General features: G+C 61.2%; 17 protein-coding genes. 7 read left to right on the top strand and 10 right to left on the bottom strand.

Going from position 1 to position 19,116, the window contains the following annotated elements; genetic code table 11:
* Positions 1-44 precede the first annotated feature (44 nt).
* From pyrF to JS82_09160, 3 genes are all read left to right on the top strand, one after another.
* Positions 45-689 carry an orotidine-5'-phosphate decarboxylase gene (gene pyrF / locus JS82_09170; protein ID QHK18260.1) on the top strand — a complete coding sequence of 215 codons (645 nt, stop codon included), beginning with the start codon at positions 45-47 and terminating at the stop codon, positions 687-689.
* Between the two features lie 368 nt (positions 690-1,057).
* Positions 1,058-6,457: a hypothetical protein gene (locus JS82_09165; GenBank protein QHK18259.1), complete on the top strand. Its 5,400-nt coding sequence runs from the start codon at positions 1,058-1,060 to the stop codon at positions 6,455-6,457.
* A complete protein-coding gene (locus tag JS82_09160) occupies positions 6,454-7,290 on the top strand; it encodes a hypothetical protein (protein ID QHK18258.1) in 837 nt (278 codons plus the stop codon). Before JS82_09165 ends, JS82_09160 begins: the two co-directional genes overlap by 4 nt.
* Positions 7,291-7,345: 55 nt before the next feature.
* Here the strand turns inward: JS82_09160 and JS82_09155 are convergent, their stop codons facing one another.
* The 6 genes from JS82_09155 to JS82_09130 form a co-directional block, all read right to left on the bottom strand.
* A complete protein-coding gene (locus tag JS82_09155; GenBank protein ID QHK18257.1) occupies positions 7,346-7,918 on the bottom strand; it encodes an RNA-binding protein in 573 nt (190 codons plus the stop codon).
* Positions 7,919-7,943: 25 nt separating this feature from the next.
* Positions 7,944-8,441: a hypothetical protein gene (locus JS82_09150; protein QHK18256.1), complete on the bottom strand. Its 498-nt coding sequence runs from the start codon at positions 8,439-8,441 to the stop codon at positions 7,944-7,946.
* Positions 8,442-8,726 (bottom strand): hypothetical protein, encoded by a 285-nt coding sequence (locus JS82_09145; GenBank protein QHK18255.1) that lies wholly within the window; start codon positions 8,724-8,726, stop codon positions 8,442-8,444.
* Positions 8,723-10,045, bottom strand: coding sequence for a phosphoribosylamine--glycine ligase (gene purD, locus JS82_09140; GenBank protein ID QHK18254.1), 1,323 nt, complete (start codon positions 10,043-10,045; stop codon positions 8,723-8,725). The genes JS82_09145 and purD overlap by 4 nt, the downstream gene beginning before the upstream one ends.
* 12 nt (positions 10,046-10,057) lie before the next feature.
* Entirely contained in the window at positions 10,058-10,708 is a 651-nt protein-coding gene (gene hypB / locus JS82_09135) for a hydrogenase nickel incorporation protein HypB (protein QHK18253.1), read from the bottom strand.
* A 92-nt stretch (positions 10,709-10,800) separates the two neighbouring features.
* Positions 10,801-11,211, bottom strand: coding sequence for a DUF3574 domain-containing protein (locus JS82_09130; GenBank protein QHK18252.1), 411 nt, complete (start codon positions 11,209-11,211; stop codon positions 10,801-10,803).
* Between the two features lie 130 nt (positions 11,212-11,341).
* Between JS82_09130 and JS82_09125 the strand changes: the two genes are divergently transcribed.
* The 4 genes from JS82_09125 (at position 11,342) to JS82_09110 (ending at position 16,659) form a co-directional block, all read left to right on the top strand.
* On the top strand, positions 11,342-12,013 hold the full coding sequence (locus tag JS82_09125) for a hypothetical protein (GenBank protein QHK18251.1): 672 nt from the start codon (positions 11,342-11,344) through the stop codon (positions 12,011-12,013).
* A gap of 148 nt (positions 12,014-12,161) precedes the next feature.
* On the top strand, positions 12,162-13,454 hold the full coding sequence (gene gatD / locus JS82_09120; protein ID QHK18250.1) for a Glu-tRNA(Gln) amidotransferase subunit GatD: 1,293 nt from the start codon (positions 12,162-12,164) through the stop codon (positions 13,452-13,454).
* Complete coding sequence (gatE, locus tag JS82_09115) at positions 13,447-15,318, top strand: Glu-tRNA(Gln) amidotransferase subunit GatE (protein QHK18249.1); 1,872 nt, start codon at positions 13,447-13,449, stop codon at positions 15,316-15,318. The genes gatD and gatE overlap by 8 nt, the downstream gene beginning before the upstream one ends.
* A 135-nt stretch (positions 15,319-15,453) precedes the next feature.
* Positions 15,454-16,659: an MFS transporter gene (locus JS82_09110; GenBank protein QHK18248.1), complete on the top strand. Its 1,206-nt coding sequence runs from the start codon at positions 15,454-15,456 to the stop codon at positions 16,657-16,659.
* A 98-nt stretch (positions 16,660-16,757) separates the two neighbouring features.
* Here the strand turns inward: JS82_09110 and JS82_09105 are convergent, their stop codons facing one another.
* The 4 genes from JS82_09105 to JS82_09090 form a co-directional block, all read right to left on the bottom strand.
* A complete protein-coding gene (locus JS82_09105; protein ID QHK18247.1) occupies positions 16,758-17,390 on the bottom strand; it encodes a flavodoxin family protein in 633 nt (210 codons plus the stop codon).
* A gap of 92 nt (positions 17,391-17,482) precedes the next feature.
* Positions 17,483-18,112, bottom strand: a complete 630-nt coding sequence (locus JS82_09100) for a flavodoxin family protein (protein ID QHK18246.1) — start codon at positions 18,110-18,112, stop codon at positions 17,483-17,485.
* A 9-nt stretch (positions 18,113-18,121) separates the two neighbouring features.
* Positions 18,122-18,667 (bottom strand): flavodoxin family protein, encoded by a 546-nt coding sequence (locus tag JS82_09095; GenBank protein ID QHK18245.1) that lies wholly within the window; start codon positions 18,665-18,667, stop codon positions 18,122-18,124.
* A 1-nt stretch (position 18,668) separates the two neighbouring features.
* Positions 18,669-19,055, bottom strand: a complete 387-nt coding sequence (locus JS82_09090) for a hypothetical protein (GenBank protein ID QHK18244.1) — start codon at positions 19,053-19,055, stop codon at positions 18,669-18,671.
* Positions 19,056-19,116 lie beyond the last annotated feature (61 nt).

The raw sequence follows: 19,116 nt of genomic DNA, 5'->3' as shown, positions 1-19,116 counted from the left end.
CATCGTCTGGAACCCTTATAAGTGATGGTGCAGGTCCGGCAGACATGAAGATGGACAGCAGGCTCATCCTGGCTTTGGACGAGACCGACGGGGCAAAGGCCCTGAAGGTCGCCGAATCGGTATCTGGAATCGTAGATGCGATCAAGATCAACTGGCCGTTGGTCCTGTCCGAGGGCCCCGGGATGATCACCAGGCTGTCCGAGCTCTCGGAGGTCGTCTGCGACTTCAAGGTCGCTGACATCCCCAACACGGTCAGGCTCATCGTGGAGAACGCCGTGTCCAGGGGCGCCTCGGGCGTTATCGTCCACGCATTCACAGGCGACGATTCTCTCAGGGCCGCCGTCGAGGCCGCGGGAGGGGCGGACATCTACGCGGTAACCGAGATGAGTCATCCCGGGGGTAAGATGTTCACTGCCCTGCACGCGGAGGAGATGGCGAGGCTCGGCGTAGAGTGCGGGGTCTCTGGATTCATCGCTCCCGCCACCCGTCCCGAGAGGATCGCCGCAATAAGGGAGGTCATCGGGGACCTGAAGATCCTGTCCCCCGGTGTGGGCGCCCAGGGCGGAAAGGCGTCGGACGCCATATCGGCCGGTGCAGACTACGTCATCGTGGGTCGTGCCATTTACGGCTCCGAGGACCCGCGCGCCTCCGCAGAGGCGTTCGCCGAGGACATCCGCACGGTCCTGTGAACCCAGGGGTCCGTGCGACCCCTTCCCCTCCCTCTTATTATAATATTAAGTAACGCGTGTGCGTCCTTTTTATATAAGCTCCCATTATCCACGCTCATTCTAAAATGGAGATTTTTAGAATGAGCAGATTTAGGAAAGAGTCAACCGTCCCCGAAGAAACGGGGGCCGTCCGCGAAAAAAGCGGTAACGGGTGGTTAAAGAACCACTGGTGTGCGCTCTCGCTCTGCGTCATCGTGATCGTGGCATTCGCGCTGCGCACGGTGTTCGCTTATGGTATCTCCGCCGACGGCGGTTTCGCGCTGTCGGGCGGTTCGAGTGCGCAATATCACCTGCATGTGATTGAAAGTATCCTGAACGGCAGCTATTCGATGACCGATTCTGCCGTCAATTACCCTGTCGGAGGACTCAACGTCTATCCGCCCCTGATGGACTTCCTCGGAGCCGGAATCGCATCCGTGCTCACCGCCACCGGGATGGGTGCATCCGAGGCCGCTTCCGCGGCTCTCGCCGCCCTGAACCCTGTGATCGGTGCGCTCACCTGCATCCCCGTGTTCCTCGTCGCCAGGGAGATGTTCGACAAGAGGGTCGGCGTCGTCGCCGCCCTCGTGTTCGCGTTCCTGGCCCTCCCCATCAGCACCACTGTCTTCTCCAGCGGAACCGAGTACGGACTCGCAGCCTTCCTGCTGGCCTTCACGACATGGTTCATGGTCAGGATGGTCAAGGCGGCCGATGCCGAGGAGCCCTCCAAGAAGGGCATCCTCATGTACGCCGTCCTCGCCGGGGTGTTCCTGGCGCTGTCCGCGCTCACCTGGAACGGATTCCGCTTCTTCGTGATCCTGATGGTCGTCGCCATGGTCATCCAGATCGTCGTCGACCGCTTCAGGGGAAGGGACTTCCAGAACGTCCTCATCGGTTACATCGTCGCGATTCTCGTCGGAACACTGATCCCCGCGGCATACTACATGCCCGCCGGACTCTGGGACGCCGTCTACTCCGGACCCGTCCTCATTGCGATCATCTCCGTCGTCCTCTCGCTCGTGTTCATGGGGATCCGCTCCAAACCCTGGATCGTCACAGTACCCGCACTCGTCATCGTGTTCGTGATCATCGCCGCGGTGCTCGCAGTCGCCGCGCCCGACCTGTTCACGGCCCTCATCTACGGCAACAGCATGTACGCCAACTCCATCATGGACGAGCTCGCAAGCACATACGTGTCCATGTCCAACGTCTCCGCCTACTACGGCTGGCTGACGATGTGGCTGCCCATATGCTACGCCATCTACAGCACATACGTTTACCTGAGGAGGGACCACTCCGCCACCAGGCTGTTCATCACCGTCTGGATGTTCGTGATGTTCTTCGCAGTATGGACCTCCTACGCCAACGCCGCAGTCGTCGGCTCCGTCTTCGCAGTCGGATCCGCCGTCGTCATCGTCCGCGTGCTGGAGGCCGCCAACCTCAGGGAGTGGGCCCACTCCATCAGGGTCGCCGGATTCCCCGGTGCCCTCAGGAAGATGATCAAGCCCTTCCCCTTCGCATCCGTCGTCATCGTGGCGCTCCTGATCGTCGTCCCGAACGTCTCGTTCGCAGTGGACGCCGGTATCTCGAACAACTCCGATTCCGACTACTACTTCTCCGGGAACACACAGTACACGATCAAGACCGGAGACTCCTATCCCATCGGGGACCTCTGGGACCAGTACGCCGACCAGGACAAGGACGGCGCCCTCGCCACATGGATCGACTACTCCTACGACGCCGTCTCCCAGGGCGGTTTCGACACCGTCACCGACATCCTCGGTGGAGGATCCTCCGCAGTGTCCCACATGTACCTGTCCGATGGAACCGGCGGTACAGTCGCGGCGATGATCCTCCGCATCATGATGTCCAACAACGTAGACGACTTCGCCTCCTGCTTCGGAGACAACGCCGATGTCTACGCCGACATCAAGTCCTACATCGACGACCCCTCCGTGGCGGTCGCCGAGATCAACGCCAACCCCGATACCTACGGCAACATCAGGTCGGACATCACCGACGAGAACGCCGTCTACCTGGCGGGCATCAACAACATCACCTCCTCGATGAACGACGTCGAGATCATGCAGGTCTACGATGCCGTGTGCAGCGTCTCCGGAGAGAAGATCGGATACGTCATGGCCGACGCCAGCATGCTGCCCCTGCAGTACGGCGACGGAAGCAGCTTCTCCACCATCGCGTACTTCGGCGACTACGCCGTCGACGGATACGGAGCAGCCACCGAGTTCTACTCCTACAACACGTACTACGGATACACCGTCTACACCGACGCCATCTACGACACCTTCCTCTGGAAGGCCATGATCGGGCCCTCCGCGGCCGACGCAGGGTTCACGGGCACCAACGCCTCCTACAACTACCTGGTCGCGCTTTCATCCAGCGACGGATCCGAGGGTTCCGCCAAGGCCATCCCCGGATACGGACTGGCCGGGTTCGAGGTCGTCTACTGGCAGCTCATGTACAACCCCGACTCCGACGCCACCGTCACCGACGACGGATGGGTCTACATGGATGCCTACGAGGCGATGACCAAGCAGGCCGCCGAGGGCGGAGCCATCAACTACCTGTCCTCCATCGTCATGCTGGAGTACACAGGCACACCCGCAGACGCGGGAATCTACGAGGGACAGGTCACCTACCAGGGCGAGGCCGTCTCCGGAGCCACAGTCTCCGTCTACCAGTACAGCGAGACCTTCGGACAGTACGTCCTGTTCTCCGAGACCAAGACCATCGACGGCGCATACCAGGCCATGGTCCCCTCCGGAGACTATCTGCTCACCATCAGCATCGGCGACGTCGTCCTCCAGACATACACGAACAACACCCTGATGTCGACGTACGAGATCCCCGCCACCAGCGTGGACGGGGCCGTCATGGTCGAGGACAACGTCTACGACGCGGAGGACATGCTCCTCAAACTCGAGGGAGACGCCGGAAACGTGGATGTCAACATCAAGGACGGACAGATCACCATCGACTCCATCCTGCCTGGAACCTACTCCTACACCCTCTACGACGAGTCCGGAGACTCCATCGGAACAGGCACAGTCACCATCGCCCCCGGATCCAACGTCGGATTCCAGGTCACCCCGACCACGAAGACGATCACCGTCACCGTCGAGGACGTCTACGGAAACCCCGTCCCCGATGGAGCGCTCGTGATCGCCACCAACCAGGACAACAACGCCCAGTTCTCCGCCGAGGTCAAGGACGGACAGGCGGTCATCACCGCTGTCGCCGGATACTACAACCTCTCCATGGGACAGGGATACTCCGCAACCTACACCAACGACGTCAACATCTCCAGCAGCAACAGGACGGCCACGATCTCGAACGTCTACGACGCCCAGACCGTCACCGTTTCCAACGCCCCCGACACCGTCCTCTCGATCTCCGCGGGAACGTTCAGCACAGTCTCCTACGAGCTCGACGGACAGGTCATGTTCGACGTCCCCGTCGGACTGGCCACCGACAGCATGCTCTACACCGTCTACGGAATCTCCGACGGGCAGGTCTACCACGCCTCCTACACCGGCGGCGACAGCGTCAGCCTCCAGGCCAGCAACGCACAGACCTTTTCCGGACAGCTCAAGGACGGGGACAACGGCGAGGAGGGAACCGTGCAGTTCATCAACTCCAACAACGAGTACTTCACCATCGCCACAGATTCCGAGGGAAGGTTCTCCGCTCTCCTGCCCGAGGGCAGCTACACCATCGCAGCCAACAACGGCAGCAACATGGTCTACTTCGGCACCGCCAGCAGCACCAGCAGCGACCTCGGCGACATCAGCCTCGTCGACGGAAGGAGGATCGGATACACCCTGAAGTACGACCGCGGAATGTCCGGATCGGACGCCAACCTGCCCTTCGTGCTGGGTGTCATCGAGTTCACCTACAACGAGCAGAACTACACCCTGTACAGCATGACCAACACCAGCGGTGTCGTCAACTTCTACATCCCGGACGATGTGGACTCCACCATCTCCCTCAACAACGCCGAGGGAACCCTGGACAACGACAGCTTCCACTGCACCGCACTGACCAGGGACGTTACGGCCGGAACCAGCAACAACACCAACACGCTGACGATCCACACCTACGATGCCGAGGATGAGGACCAGGAGAACTACGTCAAGACCATCAGCATCACCGCCCCCTACGACATGGAGATCCTCCACCACGAGGACGACGAGGGAAGCGAGCAGACGCTGACCGCCGGAGAGACATACGAGCTCCGCCCCGGATCCTACACGGTCACCATCGACGGGTCCACCGGACACTACTTCGACGGCACCCTCTACCTCTACCCCGGAACCACCGAGTTCTACGGACTCGACGGCGTCCAGACAGTCGTCGACGTGAAGGTCACCAACGCCGAGAGCGACATGGTGTCCATCAGCACCGAGGACGGAAGCTACCACAGGTACGACGGCGGATACTACATGGAGGTCGGATACGAGTACTACCTCACATCCACCAACACCGCCGAGGACGGACACAGCAACATCGCCTACGGATACCTCGACCTGACCGACGTCACTGAGGGATCCTACACCATCGACATGACCGCGTCCCAGCACCAGATGCAGGTCACCGGAAACGTGGGCGTCGTCGCGGACGGAACCATCACCGTCTCCTACGAGTACAGGGGAATGACCGTCAAGCACGACTTCGACGTCACCAACGGGGCGTACACAATCACGCTCCCCTCCGACGTGTCGTCGGTCGAGGTGTCCGTCGACGTCAACACGACCATCGACTCCGAGGATCACTACTACTCCGCCACCGGAGAGTTCACCGGACTCGCCCTGAACGAGGACGAGGATGGAAACGTGACCGCGGATGTCCGCAACATCTCCGTGCTCAGCACCGACGCACCCGTCGATGAGGAGGCCGAAGAGCCTGACTTCACGTCCAGGATCGGAGGAGCGGTCTTCAACAACGGCACCGTCAGCATCGACGTGTTCATCACCAACAACACCGACAGGGACCTCACCTTCCTCATCATCGGAGGCTCGGAGCTGTCCCTCGACCGCACGTTCACCCTGAACGTCCCGGCCAACACGACCGACGCGTTCATCACCGTCACCGGAACCTACGACGCCAGCCGTGTCGCACCCGGCTCCGACGGAATGTCCGTCACCGTCCAGGACATCAACGGATCCGACAGCCAGACTCTGGACGTCACCGTTGGAGGAGACACCTCCGGCGCCTACGACGTCGAGATCTTCAAGGCCACGGACGATGACAGCAGGGCTGCCAACGACAGGGTCTCCGCCTACCAGTACATGTACGCGGTCACCATCGTCAACAACAACGTGTACACGCACGAGGTCGTCATCGACGTCCCCAACGTCCCCGCCGGATGGGTCGCAACCATCGTCAGCGCCGACGGAACGGTCATCGCCGAGCCCGGACAGGCCTTCGATGCGTACGGACTCCAGACAACCGTCCTGTACGTCAAGCTGATGCTCCTCGAGCCCGGCTCCGACACCACCGTCCCCGACATAACGGCCAACGTCACCGTCGGAGGACACAGCCAGAGCCTCAGCCTCAGCGCAGAGAACGTGCAGGTCACCACAGACGACATGACCGTCAGCGGAAGCAACGTCTTCAACGAGAGGTCCGGAATCCCCGGCGGAATCTGGTTCCTCATCGCGGTCATCATCCTGATGCTCGTGGCGACCTTCTGGTTCGCCAGCAAGAGGGGGGTGTTCTCACGCAGATGAAAGCAGTGACAGCAGCCATAGCCGTCCTGGCGATGCTGGCCCTCTGCCTCGTCCCCGTCCAGGGGGTGGACGCAGACTACGCCGACATCAGCGGCGACTCCAGTGTGATCGGGGTCGGCGACGACGCCGACTTCCAGATCATCTACACCAACAACGACTACGACAGCACCGAGTACCAGGACTTCAACATGTCCATCTCCTACGATGCCAAGCTCACCGACTCCTCGGGAGACACCGTCAGCAACGGTGTGAGCCCCAGCTCCGGCGACCTCGACAACGGTGTGGCGCAGACCCTCACGGTCTCCGCCCCCGACACTGCGGGCCGCTGCACCCTGGTCGTGGAGTACACCATCGACGTCTCCTACACCACAGTCGACGAGAACGGCGACGAGGTCACCAACGAGGAGACGCTCAACAGGACTGAGGAGTTCCCCATCCGTGTGGTCGAGCCCATCACGCTCTCCGTGACGCTCACCAACAACACCAACACGGACCTGAACGGATACGGCGTCTACTTCTACGTCAACGACGAGAGGATCGAGGACAGCTACACCACAGTTGACCTCGACGAGGCCGGTACCACCACCGTCACCTACGAGTGGATCACCGACTCCGGAAACGGGCAGTACGAGTTCTACGTGCTCCCCGCCGACGGAGGAAACATGGTGGACATCGAGGGTCTCGGCGAGAGGCACACGTTCTACATCGGTGACAACGATTACACCTGGATGATCGCGCTCCTCGTGATCGTCATCATCCTGCTGATCATAGTCATGGTGTGGGTCTACCGCAAGCCTGTGAAGAACTACGGAAAGCCGAAGTCCAGGCGCTGAAAACCATAAGATAAACGGGAGGGCTCCCGCCCTCCCAACCTTAAACCGTTTTTCCTCAGATTCTCATCATCGACGCCGTGGTCATGTCCGACCTCGTGCGGTCCATGATCCCGCGGACGATGTCCTGCTTCCTTCTGACGGGAGCGACGGCGTCGGGAACGTCGAGCATCATGATCTCCCCGCTGATCTCCTCCATGATTCCGAAGAAGCGCCTCGCGCCATCCATGTCTCCGTCCATCAGGCGGGTCGTGACGATCCTCCTGAGCTCACCGACGGAATCTGCCAGTCCCAGGACCCATGGTCCCGCGGGAACCCCGATTTCGGAGAAGGAGGGTACGCGCCCCTCGGCGACGATGGATGCCAGGATGGCCGCCTCGGAGTACTCCATGAGCGCGTCCTGGACGGGACCGAAGTCGACCCGACGGGATCCTGCAGGGAGGAGGTCTGTGACCGCCTCCCTCATCTCCGACGCAGGTCCGGAGAAGTCCTCCCCGACGTGTATCGCATGGATCGTCCTCTTGCTCAGTCTTATGACCCTGCGGGAGCCCGCGATGGCGGTCTCCCTCTCGTTCTCAATCCCTTCCAGTTCCTCGGCCGCTGAGCGGATGCTCTCGGAAAACCCCTGCATGACGAGGGTAATCGTCTCGGCTCTCTTAATCCTGGAGGGCGGTGTAGAATCCTCTGCGGAGATCAGCGGAGAACGTGCACTCGTCAACCCTCTCCGAGAGGACGCTGCTTGACGAGGGGGTGAAGTCCAGCCCCTCATACTCCACCGACGTGAGGGTGAGCGCATCCGCTCTGGCGACACCGAAGTTGATGTCCTCTCCTTCAAGGGCCGACCTGACATCGTCCAGACTGCTGCGGCCGGAAGCCACTGAGATTATCGCGGCCGCGGTCCTACGGACCATGTTCCAGAGGAAGAACCTGGCGCGGTACGTCAGGACGATCGTCTCCCCTTCTGCGGAGACGTCTATGGAGTCCACTGTCGCGACCGTCGGCTTCCCGTCCGGACGACAGAACCGGACGAAGTCGTGCTCGCCGATGAAAAGCTTCGCGCATTCACGCGCGAGGTCGATGTCCAGTCCTTCGGACGGGATCACGTACCTGTACGACCGGGCCGAGGCGTGACGGGGGTTGAAGTCCCCGTCCACCTAGGCATAGGCGGTGTAGAAGATGCCGTCAGAGACGGCGTTGAGTGCTCTGAGCAGGGTGTCCGGGTCCTCGATGCCTGTGTTGAACACAGCGACGTTGCCAAGGGCGTTGACGCCTCTGTCCGTGCGACTGGCTATGCGGAGGTCCAGACGGTCGTCGTCCATGCCGCAGACCTTGTGGAGGGCCGCTCTCATCTCCCCCTCCACCGTACGGACCTCCGGCTGTATCTGCGAGCCGGAGAATCCATCGCCCAGGTAGGCGAACCGCACAGCGATTCTCTTCATGCGGAACGGAGTTCCCTCATGTGGTCGACCCTGCGCTGTACGAGCGCACGGGTGCCGATGTCGTGGCGGACGGCCATGGCATCGCATTTCACGAACTTGAGTGCAGCCTCGCAGTTGGACTCGGCCTCCTCGAGGGTGTCGGCGATACCGACGACGCCCAGGGACCTGGACGTTCCAGTGACGAGCTTCCCGTCCTTCATGTCGACGTTGGCGTAGTAGACGACGGCTCCGGCGTTCCTGACGCCCTCCTCGTCGACGGAGATCTCGTGCCCTGCTTCGGACTTCACGCCGTAGCCCCTGGGTACGACGTACTTGCAGACGGTCGCCTTCTTGGAGAACTCCACGTCCCTGTCCAGTGTGCCGGTGGCCATGCGGTAGCAGACGTCCTCGAAGTCGTCCCCGATGAGGGAGAGGACGTTCATGGCTTCCGGGTCACCGAATCTGGCGTTGATCTCGATGATCTTGGGGCCCTTCACGGTCAGCATGAACTGGCCGTACATGGTCCCCCTGTAGGGGCAGCCCTCCTCGGCCATGGCGTCGACGATCGACTGCAGGATTGCGAGGGACTGTTCCCTCTCCTCCTGTGTGATGAACGGCAGAAGATGATCGGAGTCGGTGTATGAGCCCATGCCCCCGGTGTTGGGTCCGACATCCCCTTCGTAGGCGCGCTTGTGGTCCTGGACCAGCGGGAGGGGCACGATGCGCTTCCCGTCGACGAACACCATCTGGGTGAACTCCTCTCCGACAGCCTTCTCCTCCAGGATGACTCCCGCGCCGCCGATGTTCTCGTCGAAGATCTCGTTGACGTAGTCCATGGTCTCCTCGAAGGAGTGGAGGTGCTCACCCTGGACCTTGACGCCCTTCCCGCCCGTGAGTCCGACGGGTTTGACCACGATCTCGTGGTCGATGCCCTTCAGGTACTCCTCCGCATCACGGGCGTTGTCGAAGTGGGCGAATCCCAGGTTGCCTGCGATGCCGTGCTTCGCCACGAGCTCCCTCATGAAAGTCTTCGAGGTCTCGATCCTGGCGGCCGCCTTGGTTGGCGCGGCGCAGGGGATGCCAGCCGCCTCGAGGGCGTCCACGATCCCCTTCTCGAGAGGTGCCTCGGGGCCGATGAACGCGAGCTCGACCCCCTTCTCCCTGGCGAATGCGCAGACCCTCTCGATGTCCTTCTCGTCGCACAGCAGATGCTCCTTCGACCTGGCGATGATGCCCGGGTTGGCGTTCTTCATCACAGCGTAAATCTCGGAGCCGGAGCGGAACAGGGCCTCTACGGCCGCATGCTCTCTGCCCCCTCCGCCGACGGCGAGGACCTTCATGTTATACACACCTCAGAGCTTCAGGGCCGCGAGGATCTCGTCGAGCCCCTGGTCCTTCTTAACGCTGCATTTGTAGATGTTCTTTGTGCCGCCCATGAGCTTGTTGTAGTCCCTGGCTATGACCTCGGGGTCCACATCCACGGCGTCGGCGATGTCGATCTTGTTGAGAACGGCGATATCCGAGTGGATGAAGATGTCATGGTGCTTTCTCACCATGTCGTCTCCCTCGGTGGTGGAGATGACGACGACCCTGTAGTCGGTGCCCAGGGGGAAGTCGGCGGGGCAGACCAGGTTCCCGACGTTCTCGATGAAGATGACGTCGTAGTCGTCCAGGTTGATGTCCGCGAGGGTCTTCTTGACGAGGTTGGCGTCCAGGTGGCACTCGTGTCCGGTGTTGCAGTTGACCGCGTTCAGTCCGGACTTCTCGAACCTGGTGTAGTCGTCCACGCCGGTGACGTCACCCGCGATCGCGCAGACGCGGACGCCCTTGGCCCTGAGCTTCTCGGCGAGCTTGATGATGAGGGCGGTCTTCCCTGCTCCGATGGATCCCATGAAGTCGACGGATTTGATTCCCTTGCTCCTCATGAGGCGGTAGTTCTCATGGGCGATCTTGTTGTTCTCCTTGAGAACGTCGATTTCCATGCCGGGCTGTACTATGTGCATGGGAGGCGGAAGCCTGTGCATACTATTTAGCTTGTTCGTGCTACGCCGTGTTCTTTAATATAATAAAAAAGAAGGGCGGAAGCCCCTCGGATTCAGTTCGTGCTGATGTCGAAGAAGGAGTGGTAGGCCTCCTTGGCAACCGACGATACACCGTCCTGGTCGAGGGCCGCGTCGGCGATAGCATCCGCGTCCCCGGAGCTCACATCGAGGAGTATGACCACGAGGGTGCGGTTCTGAACAGTGTCGCCGTTGTCGTCCACATAGGCCCCGTCCGCCCAGTACATGGTGTATCCTGTGCCGTACTCGCTGGTGATCGTGTCCTTCATGTAGGACTCGAGCTCATCCATCTGGCTCTGTGTGGCGTCCGCGTCCATACCGATGTAGATCCTGTATCTGTCGTCGGAATCGTCCCCGGTCGCCACCATGATTATCGCGGCGGCGGCCACGATGACGGCGACCATCGAGATCACGATGGCCGCTTTCGCTACAATGTCATAATCCATGGGACTCGCAACGGGATGTTGTTATAAACGGAGATGGACGGACGCTCGGTCCTTGTGCGATGCGTCCCGTATGTAGATTCGGTATTCTACTTCGGTGTCGGTTAAGAAATCCGCGACCGATTACATACTCATGTCCTCGGACCCCCGCAGGGAGCTCAGGCGCCTACAGGATTCCCCCGTTTTCAAGACATACACCGAACTGAGACGCATGTCGATCTGCTACGACATGATGGACACGAAGCTCGACGAACTCCTCGACGCCGTCCGCGGAACGAGGCGCATGGGGCCCGACCACTGGAGCCGGTACGAGACCATCGAGTCCCATACCATGGGCATCTGCCAGCTTCTCGCCGACTTCCTCTCCAGGATGTACTCGTGCAAGAACTACGCCGCCGTCTGCGCCAAGAGGTACGGGATCGACCGCGAGTTCAGGGCCCTCAAGCATGACGGGCTCGGGTTCGAAGCCTCGTTGATCGTGAACCTCAGGAACTACGTCGTGCACGTGGACATGCTCCCTCTGGAGATCGACGTCAGGGACGGCAGGGTGCTGTTCACCCGGAGATGCTGCGGGGACGGCATATGGAGCACCAGTCAGAAGGTGTACCTCAGGGGAACGGACCTGGAGTCCCTCCTCACAGCCTATTCCGACACGGTCTCCGTGTTCTATGCCAGGTACTTCGGCATGCTCACCGAGGCGATGCGCTCCGAGCTCGGCGAGTGCCGGCAGGAGATCGGGGACCTGAACCGCAGGGTCGGGTACGAGATGGTGAGGTTCGAACCACTGACGGGAATGAAGGCGTGATCACCATACTATAGATGTGGTGAGAACCAATCCTAGGACACTACAGATCTGGTGCAGATTCATTCAAAGAAAACTCTAGATTTGATGGCTTATCTGCGCGCGAGCGCAACCAATCTAAACGATAAGGAGATACCTTCAATCGAACAGCATGTACTCCGAATCACTTTCCAAGACATTGGAGTCCCTCGGCGCGGTCGAGGGAACCAAGCTGTCCGTCGTCAGGGACGGCAGGACATATGTCGGGACACTCATGCCCCATCACGAGTTCAGCGCCCCGGACATCCTCATTCTGAAGATGAAGTCCGGGTACAACGTCGGTGTCAGAATCACCGACGCCACGGAGATCTCGGTGGTCGAGGCCCCCGTGGAGAGGGTCAAACCCGAGTCCGAGGTGGAGTTCAGGAAGGGCCTCCCCAAGCTGGTCCTCATCGGAACCGGCGGGACAATAGCATCCTACGTCGACTACAGGACGGGGGCGGTCCACCCCGCGCTCTCCACCTCCGACATGGTCAACGCTGTGCCAGAGATCAGGGAGATCGCCAACATAGACGCCACGGTCCTGTTCTCCATTTTCTCCGAGAACATGAACGTGGAGCACTGGCAGGCCCTGGCCGACGAGGTCGCCAGACAGATCAACGAAGGGGCCGACGGGATCATCATCCCCCATGGGACCGACACCATGGGATACACCGCAGCCGCGCTGTCATTCATGCTGGGGGACGTCCCCAAGCCCGTTGTCCTGGTCGGGGCCCAGAGGTCCTCCGACCGTCCGTCCTCCGATGCCAGCAGCAACCTGATGGCATGTGCCAGGTTCTGCAGGTCCGGCAAGGCCGGGGTCTACGTCATCATGCATGACACGCCCGGGGACGACTCGTTCGCGGTCCACTTCGGGACCCGTGTCAGGAAGATGCACACCTCCCGCAGGGACGCCTTCCACAGCATAAACGCCCTGCCGGTCGCTCATCTGGACAAGGACGGCAGGATAACGTTCAACGCGGAACTGCCGGCCGCCACATCGGAAAAGGCCGTGGCCAACACCGCCATGGAGAGGGCCTGCGTCCTGCTCCAGTACTACCCAGGCATGGACCCCGCGCTTTTCGAGGACATATTCATGAGGTCCAAGGGCGTCGTCATCGCCGGTTCCGGACTGGGACATGTCAACGAGAACATGATCCCGCTCATCAAGAGGGCCTGTGACAACGGCACCGTCGTGGTCATGACCAGCCAGTGCCTCAACGGCAGGACGAACCTCAACGTGTACAACACCGGCAGGGACATGCTGAACGCCGGTGTCATCACGGTCTTCGACATGCTGCCGGAGACAGCCTACGTCAAGCTGATGTGGGTCCTGGCGAACTCTGCGTCCGTCGAGGAGGCGAAGGCCGCCATGCGCGCCCCGCTCGCCAACGAGCTTTCAGACAGGAGGACCATCGATGAGTGAAGACTACGAGATGATGTGCGGTATCGAGATCCACCAGCAGCTCGACACCAAGAAGCTGTTCTGCTCGTGCGACAGCCATCTCTGTGACGACGGCGAGGGCGCCTACTTCAGGAGGCTCAGACCCACGACCAGCGAGATGGGCGAGGTCGACAGGGCCGCGCTGGCGCAGTTCCAGAGGCACTCGGGCTACAGGTACCAGTGCTGCAGAGGCACCACGTGCCTGGTGGAGCTCGACGAGGAGCCTCCCCACGACGTGAACCCCGACGCGATGGAGATCGCGCTGACGTTCTCCGAGATGCTCGGCGCGAACATCATCGACGAGATCCATTTCATGAGGAAGATCGTCGTCGACGGATCCAACACCTCTGGCTTCCAGAGGACGGCCCTCATCGCCACGGACGGGTCCGTGGACGTCGGCGACAGGAAGATCTCCATCCTCTCCGTGTGCCTCGAGGAGGATGCCGCCAGGAAGGTCGAGACGACCAAGAACGACGAGGTCCTCTACAGGCTCGACCGTCTGGGGATCCCGCTCATCGAGGTCGCCACAGGACCTGACATGCGCACGCCCGAGGAGGTCATGGAGGTCGCGTACAGGCTCGGTACCCTGCTCAGGGCGACCAGGAGGGTGAAGAGAGGTATCGGGACCATCCGCCAGGACCTCAACATCTCCATCCCCGGAGGCGCACGCATCGAGCTCAAGGGAGTCGGGGAGCTGAAGATGATTCCCGACTACGTCAGGAACGAGGTAAACAGGCAGAAGATGCTCATCAGAATCAAGGGCATACTCAACGACAGGGGCGTCCCGCCCGCCGCGTTCGAGCCCGTGGATGTGACGGACATCTTCGCCGACTGCGAGTCCAAGGTCATAAAGGGCGCACTGGACGACAAGGGGAAGGTCATCGCCGTCCGTCTCCCGGGCTTCGCCGGGGTGATGAACGGTGACAACAAGACCCTCAGGCTGGGCTCCGAGATGGCCCAGCGCGCACGCACCAAGGGCGTGAAGGGAATCTTCCACTCCGACGAGCTCCCCAACTACGGCATAGAGCAGTCCTATGTGGACAGGCTCAGGGAGTTCCTCGGCATGACCGGCGAACACGACGCCTTCGTCATCTGCGCAGCCAGGGAGAAGAAGGCCACGGACGCCCTCGAGGCGGCCGTAGTGAGGGCCAACGAGGCCCTCGTGGGCGTTCCCGAGGAGACCAGGGATCCGCTGCCGGACGGCACCACGAAGTACTCCAGGCCGCTCCCCGGGGCCGCGAGGATGTATCCCGAGACGGATGTGCCCCCAACGCTCATCACCGCCGAGAGACTGCAGGATGTCAGGGACAACATGCCCGAGTTCCCCGAGCAGATCGAGGCCAGGCTCGTCAACGACTACGGCATCAACGCCCAGCAGGCCAAGCAGATCGTCAGGCAGAGCAACGACGAGCTCTTCGAGAAGATAGCCGCGGACAGGGCCATGGCGCCAGTCGCCGCCACGATGTTCCTGAACACCTACGGCGAGCTGGAGCACGACGGGATAGATGTCGGCGTGTTCACGGACGAGGCGATCCTCGGCGTGTTCGCCATGTTGAAGGAGGGACGCTTCGCCAAGGAGGCCCTTCCGGCGCTGCTCAGGGAGATGGCCGTCGGCACGTCCGCGGAGGACGCCATCGGCAAGCTCGGTCTGGAGGCGATGGACTCCGACGAGGCCGCGAAGGTCATAGAGCAGATCGTCAACGAGCGCGCCGATTTCGTCAGGTCCAAGGGCATGGGAGCCATCGGACCGCTCATGGGGCCCGTCATGGGCGCCCTCAGGGGAAAGGTCGACGGAAAGCAGGCCAACGAGCTGCTGACCGCCGCCATAAGGAAGCTCCTGGGCTGATCGAACCCACTTACCCGCCTTCGGGCGGGATATCTTCTCTTCATGGTAGGACGATACCACTTAAATCCAACTTCAATCTCCGAGTGACCGACGGCCAGGCTGATCGCGAGACCACGTCCGACCGGGGTGGTTGAGATGAACGCGAGAAACGCCATCGGATTCGTCGGTGCGGCGGGGGCACTCATCGTGCTCTACTTCGCATCCGGGTCCCCCATACCTTTGTATTCAGTTTACCAGGAGCAGCTCGGGCTGTCGCACGGGGACCTCTCGATGGTATCCATGTACTATCTCCTCGGGACGGTCATCCCGCTCATGTTCCTCCCCCGCATATCCGATCATCTGGGGAGGCGTCCCGCCACGGTGATGATCCTCCTGGTGTCGATCTGCGGATGCATCACGTTCGCGTATCTCTCCAACCCGGAGATGCTCATGATCGGGAGACTGATCCAGGGCATCGCCAGCGGTCTGGGGTCCAGCACCATCGCGGCGTACGTGGTGGACCTGTCATCTGACATGCCCAGATGGATCGGTCCGATGATCACCAGCAGTGCGCCGACCCTCGGGCTGTCCACGGGATGCTTCGTCTCCGGAGGGATCATCAACTACACCTCGGTCTCCTCCACGTCCTACTTCGAGGCGGTGGCGGTCGTCGTCGTGGTGTTCATCGTGCTGGTGCTGTTCGCCAGGGAGACGATGCAGAGGAAGCCCGGCCTCGTCAGATCGCTGAGGCCTAGGTTCACACTGCCGCCGAACTCGCTGAGGCTCTTCGCCGCATCATCCATGGCGTTCGTCGGCACATGGGCGCTTGGCGGTTTCGCGCAGTCCTTCAGCTCGACCCTGGTGGCCGAGCAGTTCGGCATCCATGACACGTTCATCGCAGCGGCGGTGTACACGTCCCTCCTTCTGTCCAACATCGTCGGCAGCTTCTTCGCCAAGAGGTTCGACGTCAGGGTCGCCCAGAGATGGGGCTTCGGGCTCTTCGCGCTGTGCGCGGTGATGATGCTGGTCTCGTTGACCGTCTTCGACAGTCTCGCCATGTACGTCGTGTTCAGCGTCGTGGCCGCGGTGTGCCAGGGGATAGCCTTCACGGGGAGCGTCACGGAGCTCCTGGGGAGGTCCAGCCAGGCACAGAGGTCGGGTGTGTTCTCCCTGATCTACCTCACATCCTACGGGGGTTCGGCCATACCCAACCTGGTGGTCGGACTGATCCCGGGGGAGTACAGCCTCTACACGATCCTGACCGGTTACGTGGTTCTGGTGGTCGCCATGTACGTCGTCATGCTCGCGCTGTCCGCGAAGCCATATCCCAAGGTCGAGGCCAGGGACGTCCCGGTCCAGTGACGGTCCGGCACCTGCACGCGTCGTCCGATGCAGGGGCCCACCGTCGGGAAAAAGTGTCCCGGTCGCGCCATGGGTATCGGCGGCGACCGGGGGCCCGATCACTCGGGTCTGATGAAGTTCGTCATAGTGGGTGTCTCGCGCTCGGGGAGCGGGATGCCCGCGGCCTTGCCGGCGTCGATGCATTTGATGAGCCAGGCCATGTTGCGGGCCAGTGTGCGCATCGTCTGCAGACCCTCAAGGTCCTGGCGGACCTCGTCCGGGGTGTTACCGTGGACCTGGTTCCAGTACTGGGAGGACACGATAGGCATGCTGGTGATGCTGAAGTACTTCAGCAGGCGGTCGTAGGACGAGGATGCGCCTCCCCTGCGGCAGGAAACGATGGCCGTTCCGGGCTTGTTGATGAGCTTGGACTTGTCGGCGGAGTAGAACAGCCTGTCCATGAACGCACAGGACTGTCCGGAGGGCCCGGCGTAGTACACGGGGGCGCCGATGACGATGCCGTCGAACTCGTCCAGCCTTGCTGCCAGTGCGTTCACCTGGTCGTCTATGACGCATCTCCCCTTCTTCTTGCAGTAGCGGCAGGACTTGCATCCGGGGACGTCTCCCTTGCCGATCCAGTAGATCTCGCTTTCGATACCCTCCTTCTCGAAGGTGGAGGCCATCTCAGACAGGGCGGTGTATGTGCACCCATGTTCATTGGGGCTGCCGTTGATCAGAAGAACCTTGCTCATCTCAATCACTCCTGGACACGGTCGGATTTCGACCGATGTCGATATCAACGTGAAGAAGAGGTGGGTTATGAAGCCATCGCCCCTTTATGCCCTCATTCCGAAGGAATCATGAAGTGGGTCCAAAGGTGCGGTTCGTATACAGGTCTGTCGATGCCCCGGTCCCTTCCAGCTTCGATGCACTTCAGGAGCCAGGCCATGTTCTGAGCAAGTGTGCGCATGGTCTGCATCCCCTCCAGGTCCCTGCGAACGTCGTCCGGGGTGAAGCCGTGGACCTGGTTCCAGTATTGGGACGATACCACTGGCATGTTGCAGACTGTGAAGTACTTGTTCAGGCGGTCGAAGGCGGCCGAGGCCCCTCCCCTCCTGCACGAGACAACTGCCGCGCCCAGCTTCCCGGCCATGCGGTCGGCGTTGCTGTAGAACAGCCTGTCGGCGAACGCGCAGACCTGTCCGGACGGTCCGGCGTAGTAGACCGGGGATCCCAGAACGATGGCGTCGAACTCGTCGAGCCTGTCGGCGATGGCGTTCACGTCGTCCTTGATCGAGCACCGGCCCTTCTTGGAGCAGTATCCGCAGTCTCTGCAACCGGGTGTGTCGCTCCTCACATGGAATATCTCCGACTCAACACCCTCTTTGGCGAGGGTGTCGGCGATCTCCTTCAGTGCCGTGTACGTACAGCCCTCTGCCTTGGGACTTCCGTTGACCAGCAGGACCTTTGACACACCATCACCTCAGATGTATGCTCCGAGAGCCCTTGCCTCGTCCAGGTCATCGTGACCCTCGATGTCCCCGGCAGCCATCACCCCGCCGCAGAGCACCTTGCCGCGGTCCGTCCAGCCCATGTGGGCCATGAGCCTGTCGTAGTAGTTCTCCACCTCTCTGAAGTCGTCGCCCTCGGCTGCCATCAGCAGGGCGCACTCCTTCCTCGGGTTGGTGTAGTTCGGATCGCACTCTGCCACGGCGAACAGCCTGTCGAACGCGGTTCTGAGCTGACCGCTCAGGTTCCAGTAATATAGCGGTGAGGCCAGCACAACCACATCAGCCTCCCTGTACGCCGGGTAGATTTCATCCATGCCGTCTCTTTGGACGCAGGGGTGATCCGGATCCTTGCCTCCGCCGAAGCATCCGAGACATCCGTGGATTCCCATCCCCTGGAGGTAGAACACCTGGACTGTGTTCCCAGCGCCCTCGGCCCCTTCCCTGAACGCCTCGATGAGACGGGACGTGTTGCCATTCCTTCTGGGACTTCCGTTGAGGACCACAATCCTCTTCGCCATCTCAGTCCCTCCTGATTGTGTCGGAGTTCTGGTTGTAGACCTTGGCCACCCCCTTCCACTCGCCGTCCATCTTGATAAGCAGCAGGAAGTCGCTGAAGTCGATGCGCCCTCCCCAGTTGTCTTCCAATACACGGACGATCGCCACGGTCTCCTCGATGCAGAGGACGTCGATCCTGGCCCTGTATCCGGGGTCCGCTCCCACGGTGTCGATGTTGTCGTACAGGTTCTGAATGGGTCCGTGCTCCAGCTTCCCGTCGAGGTAGCCGAACATGACCGCCTCGTCGTAGAACAGCTCCCTGGCGGATGCGCTGTCGCCAGAACCCACGCTCTTCACGAACAGCATCGCTGCCTTCTCGACTGCCTCGTACTCGCTCATATCAGATCTCATGCTCACATTACTCCTGCGACACGGTCGCTGAATGAACTACATCGCTCAGAAGGATATAAGT

The organism is Methanomassiliicoccaceae archaeon DOK (genome assembly GCA_009911715.1).
In the GTDB taxonomy this organism is placed as follows: Archaea; Thermoplasmatota; Thermoplasmata; order Methanomassiliicoccales; family Methanomethylophilaceae; genus Methanoprimaticola.
Note: the sequence above shows the minus strand (reverse complement) of the source record. Positions and strands in the feature narration are given on the sequence as shown.

Excerpts from the sequence above, each read along its gene's own strand:
- pyrF (QHK18260.1), top strand. The coding sequence starts at position 45 with ATGAAGATGGACAGCAGGCTCATCCTGGCTTTGGACGAGACCGACGGG.
- JS82_09165 (QHK18259.1), top strand. The coding sequence starts at position 1,058 with ATGACCGATTCTGCCGTCAATTACCCTGTCGGAGGACTCAACGTCTAT.
- JS82_09160 (QHK18258.1), top strand. The coding sequence starts at position 6,454 with ATGAAAGCAGTGACAGCAGCCATAGCCGTCCTGGCGATGCTGGCCCTC.
- JS82_09155 (QHK18257.1), bottom strand. The coding sequence starts at position 7,918 with ATGCAGGGGTTTTCCGAGAGCATCCGCTCAGCGGCCGAGGAACTGGAA.
- JS82_09145 (QHK18255.1), bottom strand. The coding sequence starts at position 8,726 with ATGAAGAGAATCGCTGTGCGGTTCGCCTACCTGGGCGATGGATTCTCC.
- purD (QHK18254.1), bottom strand. The coding sequence starts at position 10,045 with ATGAAGGTCCTCGCCGTCGGCGGAGGGGGCAGAGAGCATGCGGCCGTA.
- hypB (QHK18253.1), bottom strand. The coding sequence starts at position 10,708 with ATGCACATAGTACAGCCCGGCATGGAAATCGACGTTCTCAAGGAGAAC.
- JS82_09130 (QHK18252.1), bottom strand. The coding sequence starts at position 11,211 with ATGGATTATGACATTGTAGCGAAAGCGGCCATCGTGATCTCGATGGTC.
- JS82_09125 (QHK18251.1), top strand. The coding sequence starts at position 11,342 with ATGTCCTCGGACCCCCGCAGGGAGCTCAGGCGCCTACAGGATTCCCCC.
- gatD (QHK18250.1), top strand. The coding sequence starts at position 12,162 with ATGTACTCCGAATCACTTTCCAAGACATTGGAGTCCCTCGGCGCGGTC.
- gatE (QHK18249.1), top strand. The coding sequence starts at position 13,447 with ATGAGTGAAGACTACGAGATGATGTGCGGTATCGAGATCCACCAGCAG.
- JS82_09110 (QHK18248.1), top strand. The coding sequence starts at position 15,454 with ATGAACGCGAGAAACGCCATCGGATTCGTCGGTGCGGCGGGGGCACTC.
- JS82_09105 (QHK18247.1), bottom strand. The coding sequence starts at position 17,390 with ATGAGCAAGGTTCTTCTGATCAACGGCAGCCCCAATGAACATGGGTGC.
- JS82_09095 (QHK18245.1), bottom strand. The coding sequence starts at position 18,667 with ATGGCGAAGAGGATTGTGGTCCTCAACGGAAGTCCCAGAAGGAATGGC.
- JS82_09090 (QHK18244.1), bottom strand. The coding sequence starts at position 19,055 with ATGAGATCTGATATGAGCGAGTACGAGGCAGTCGAGAAGGCAGCGATG.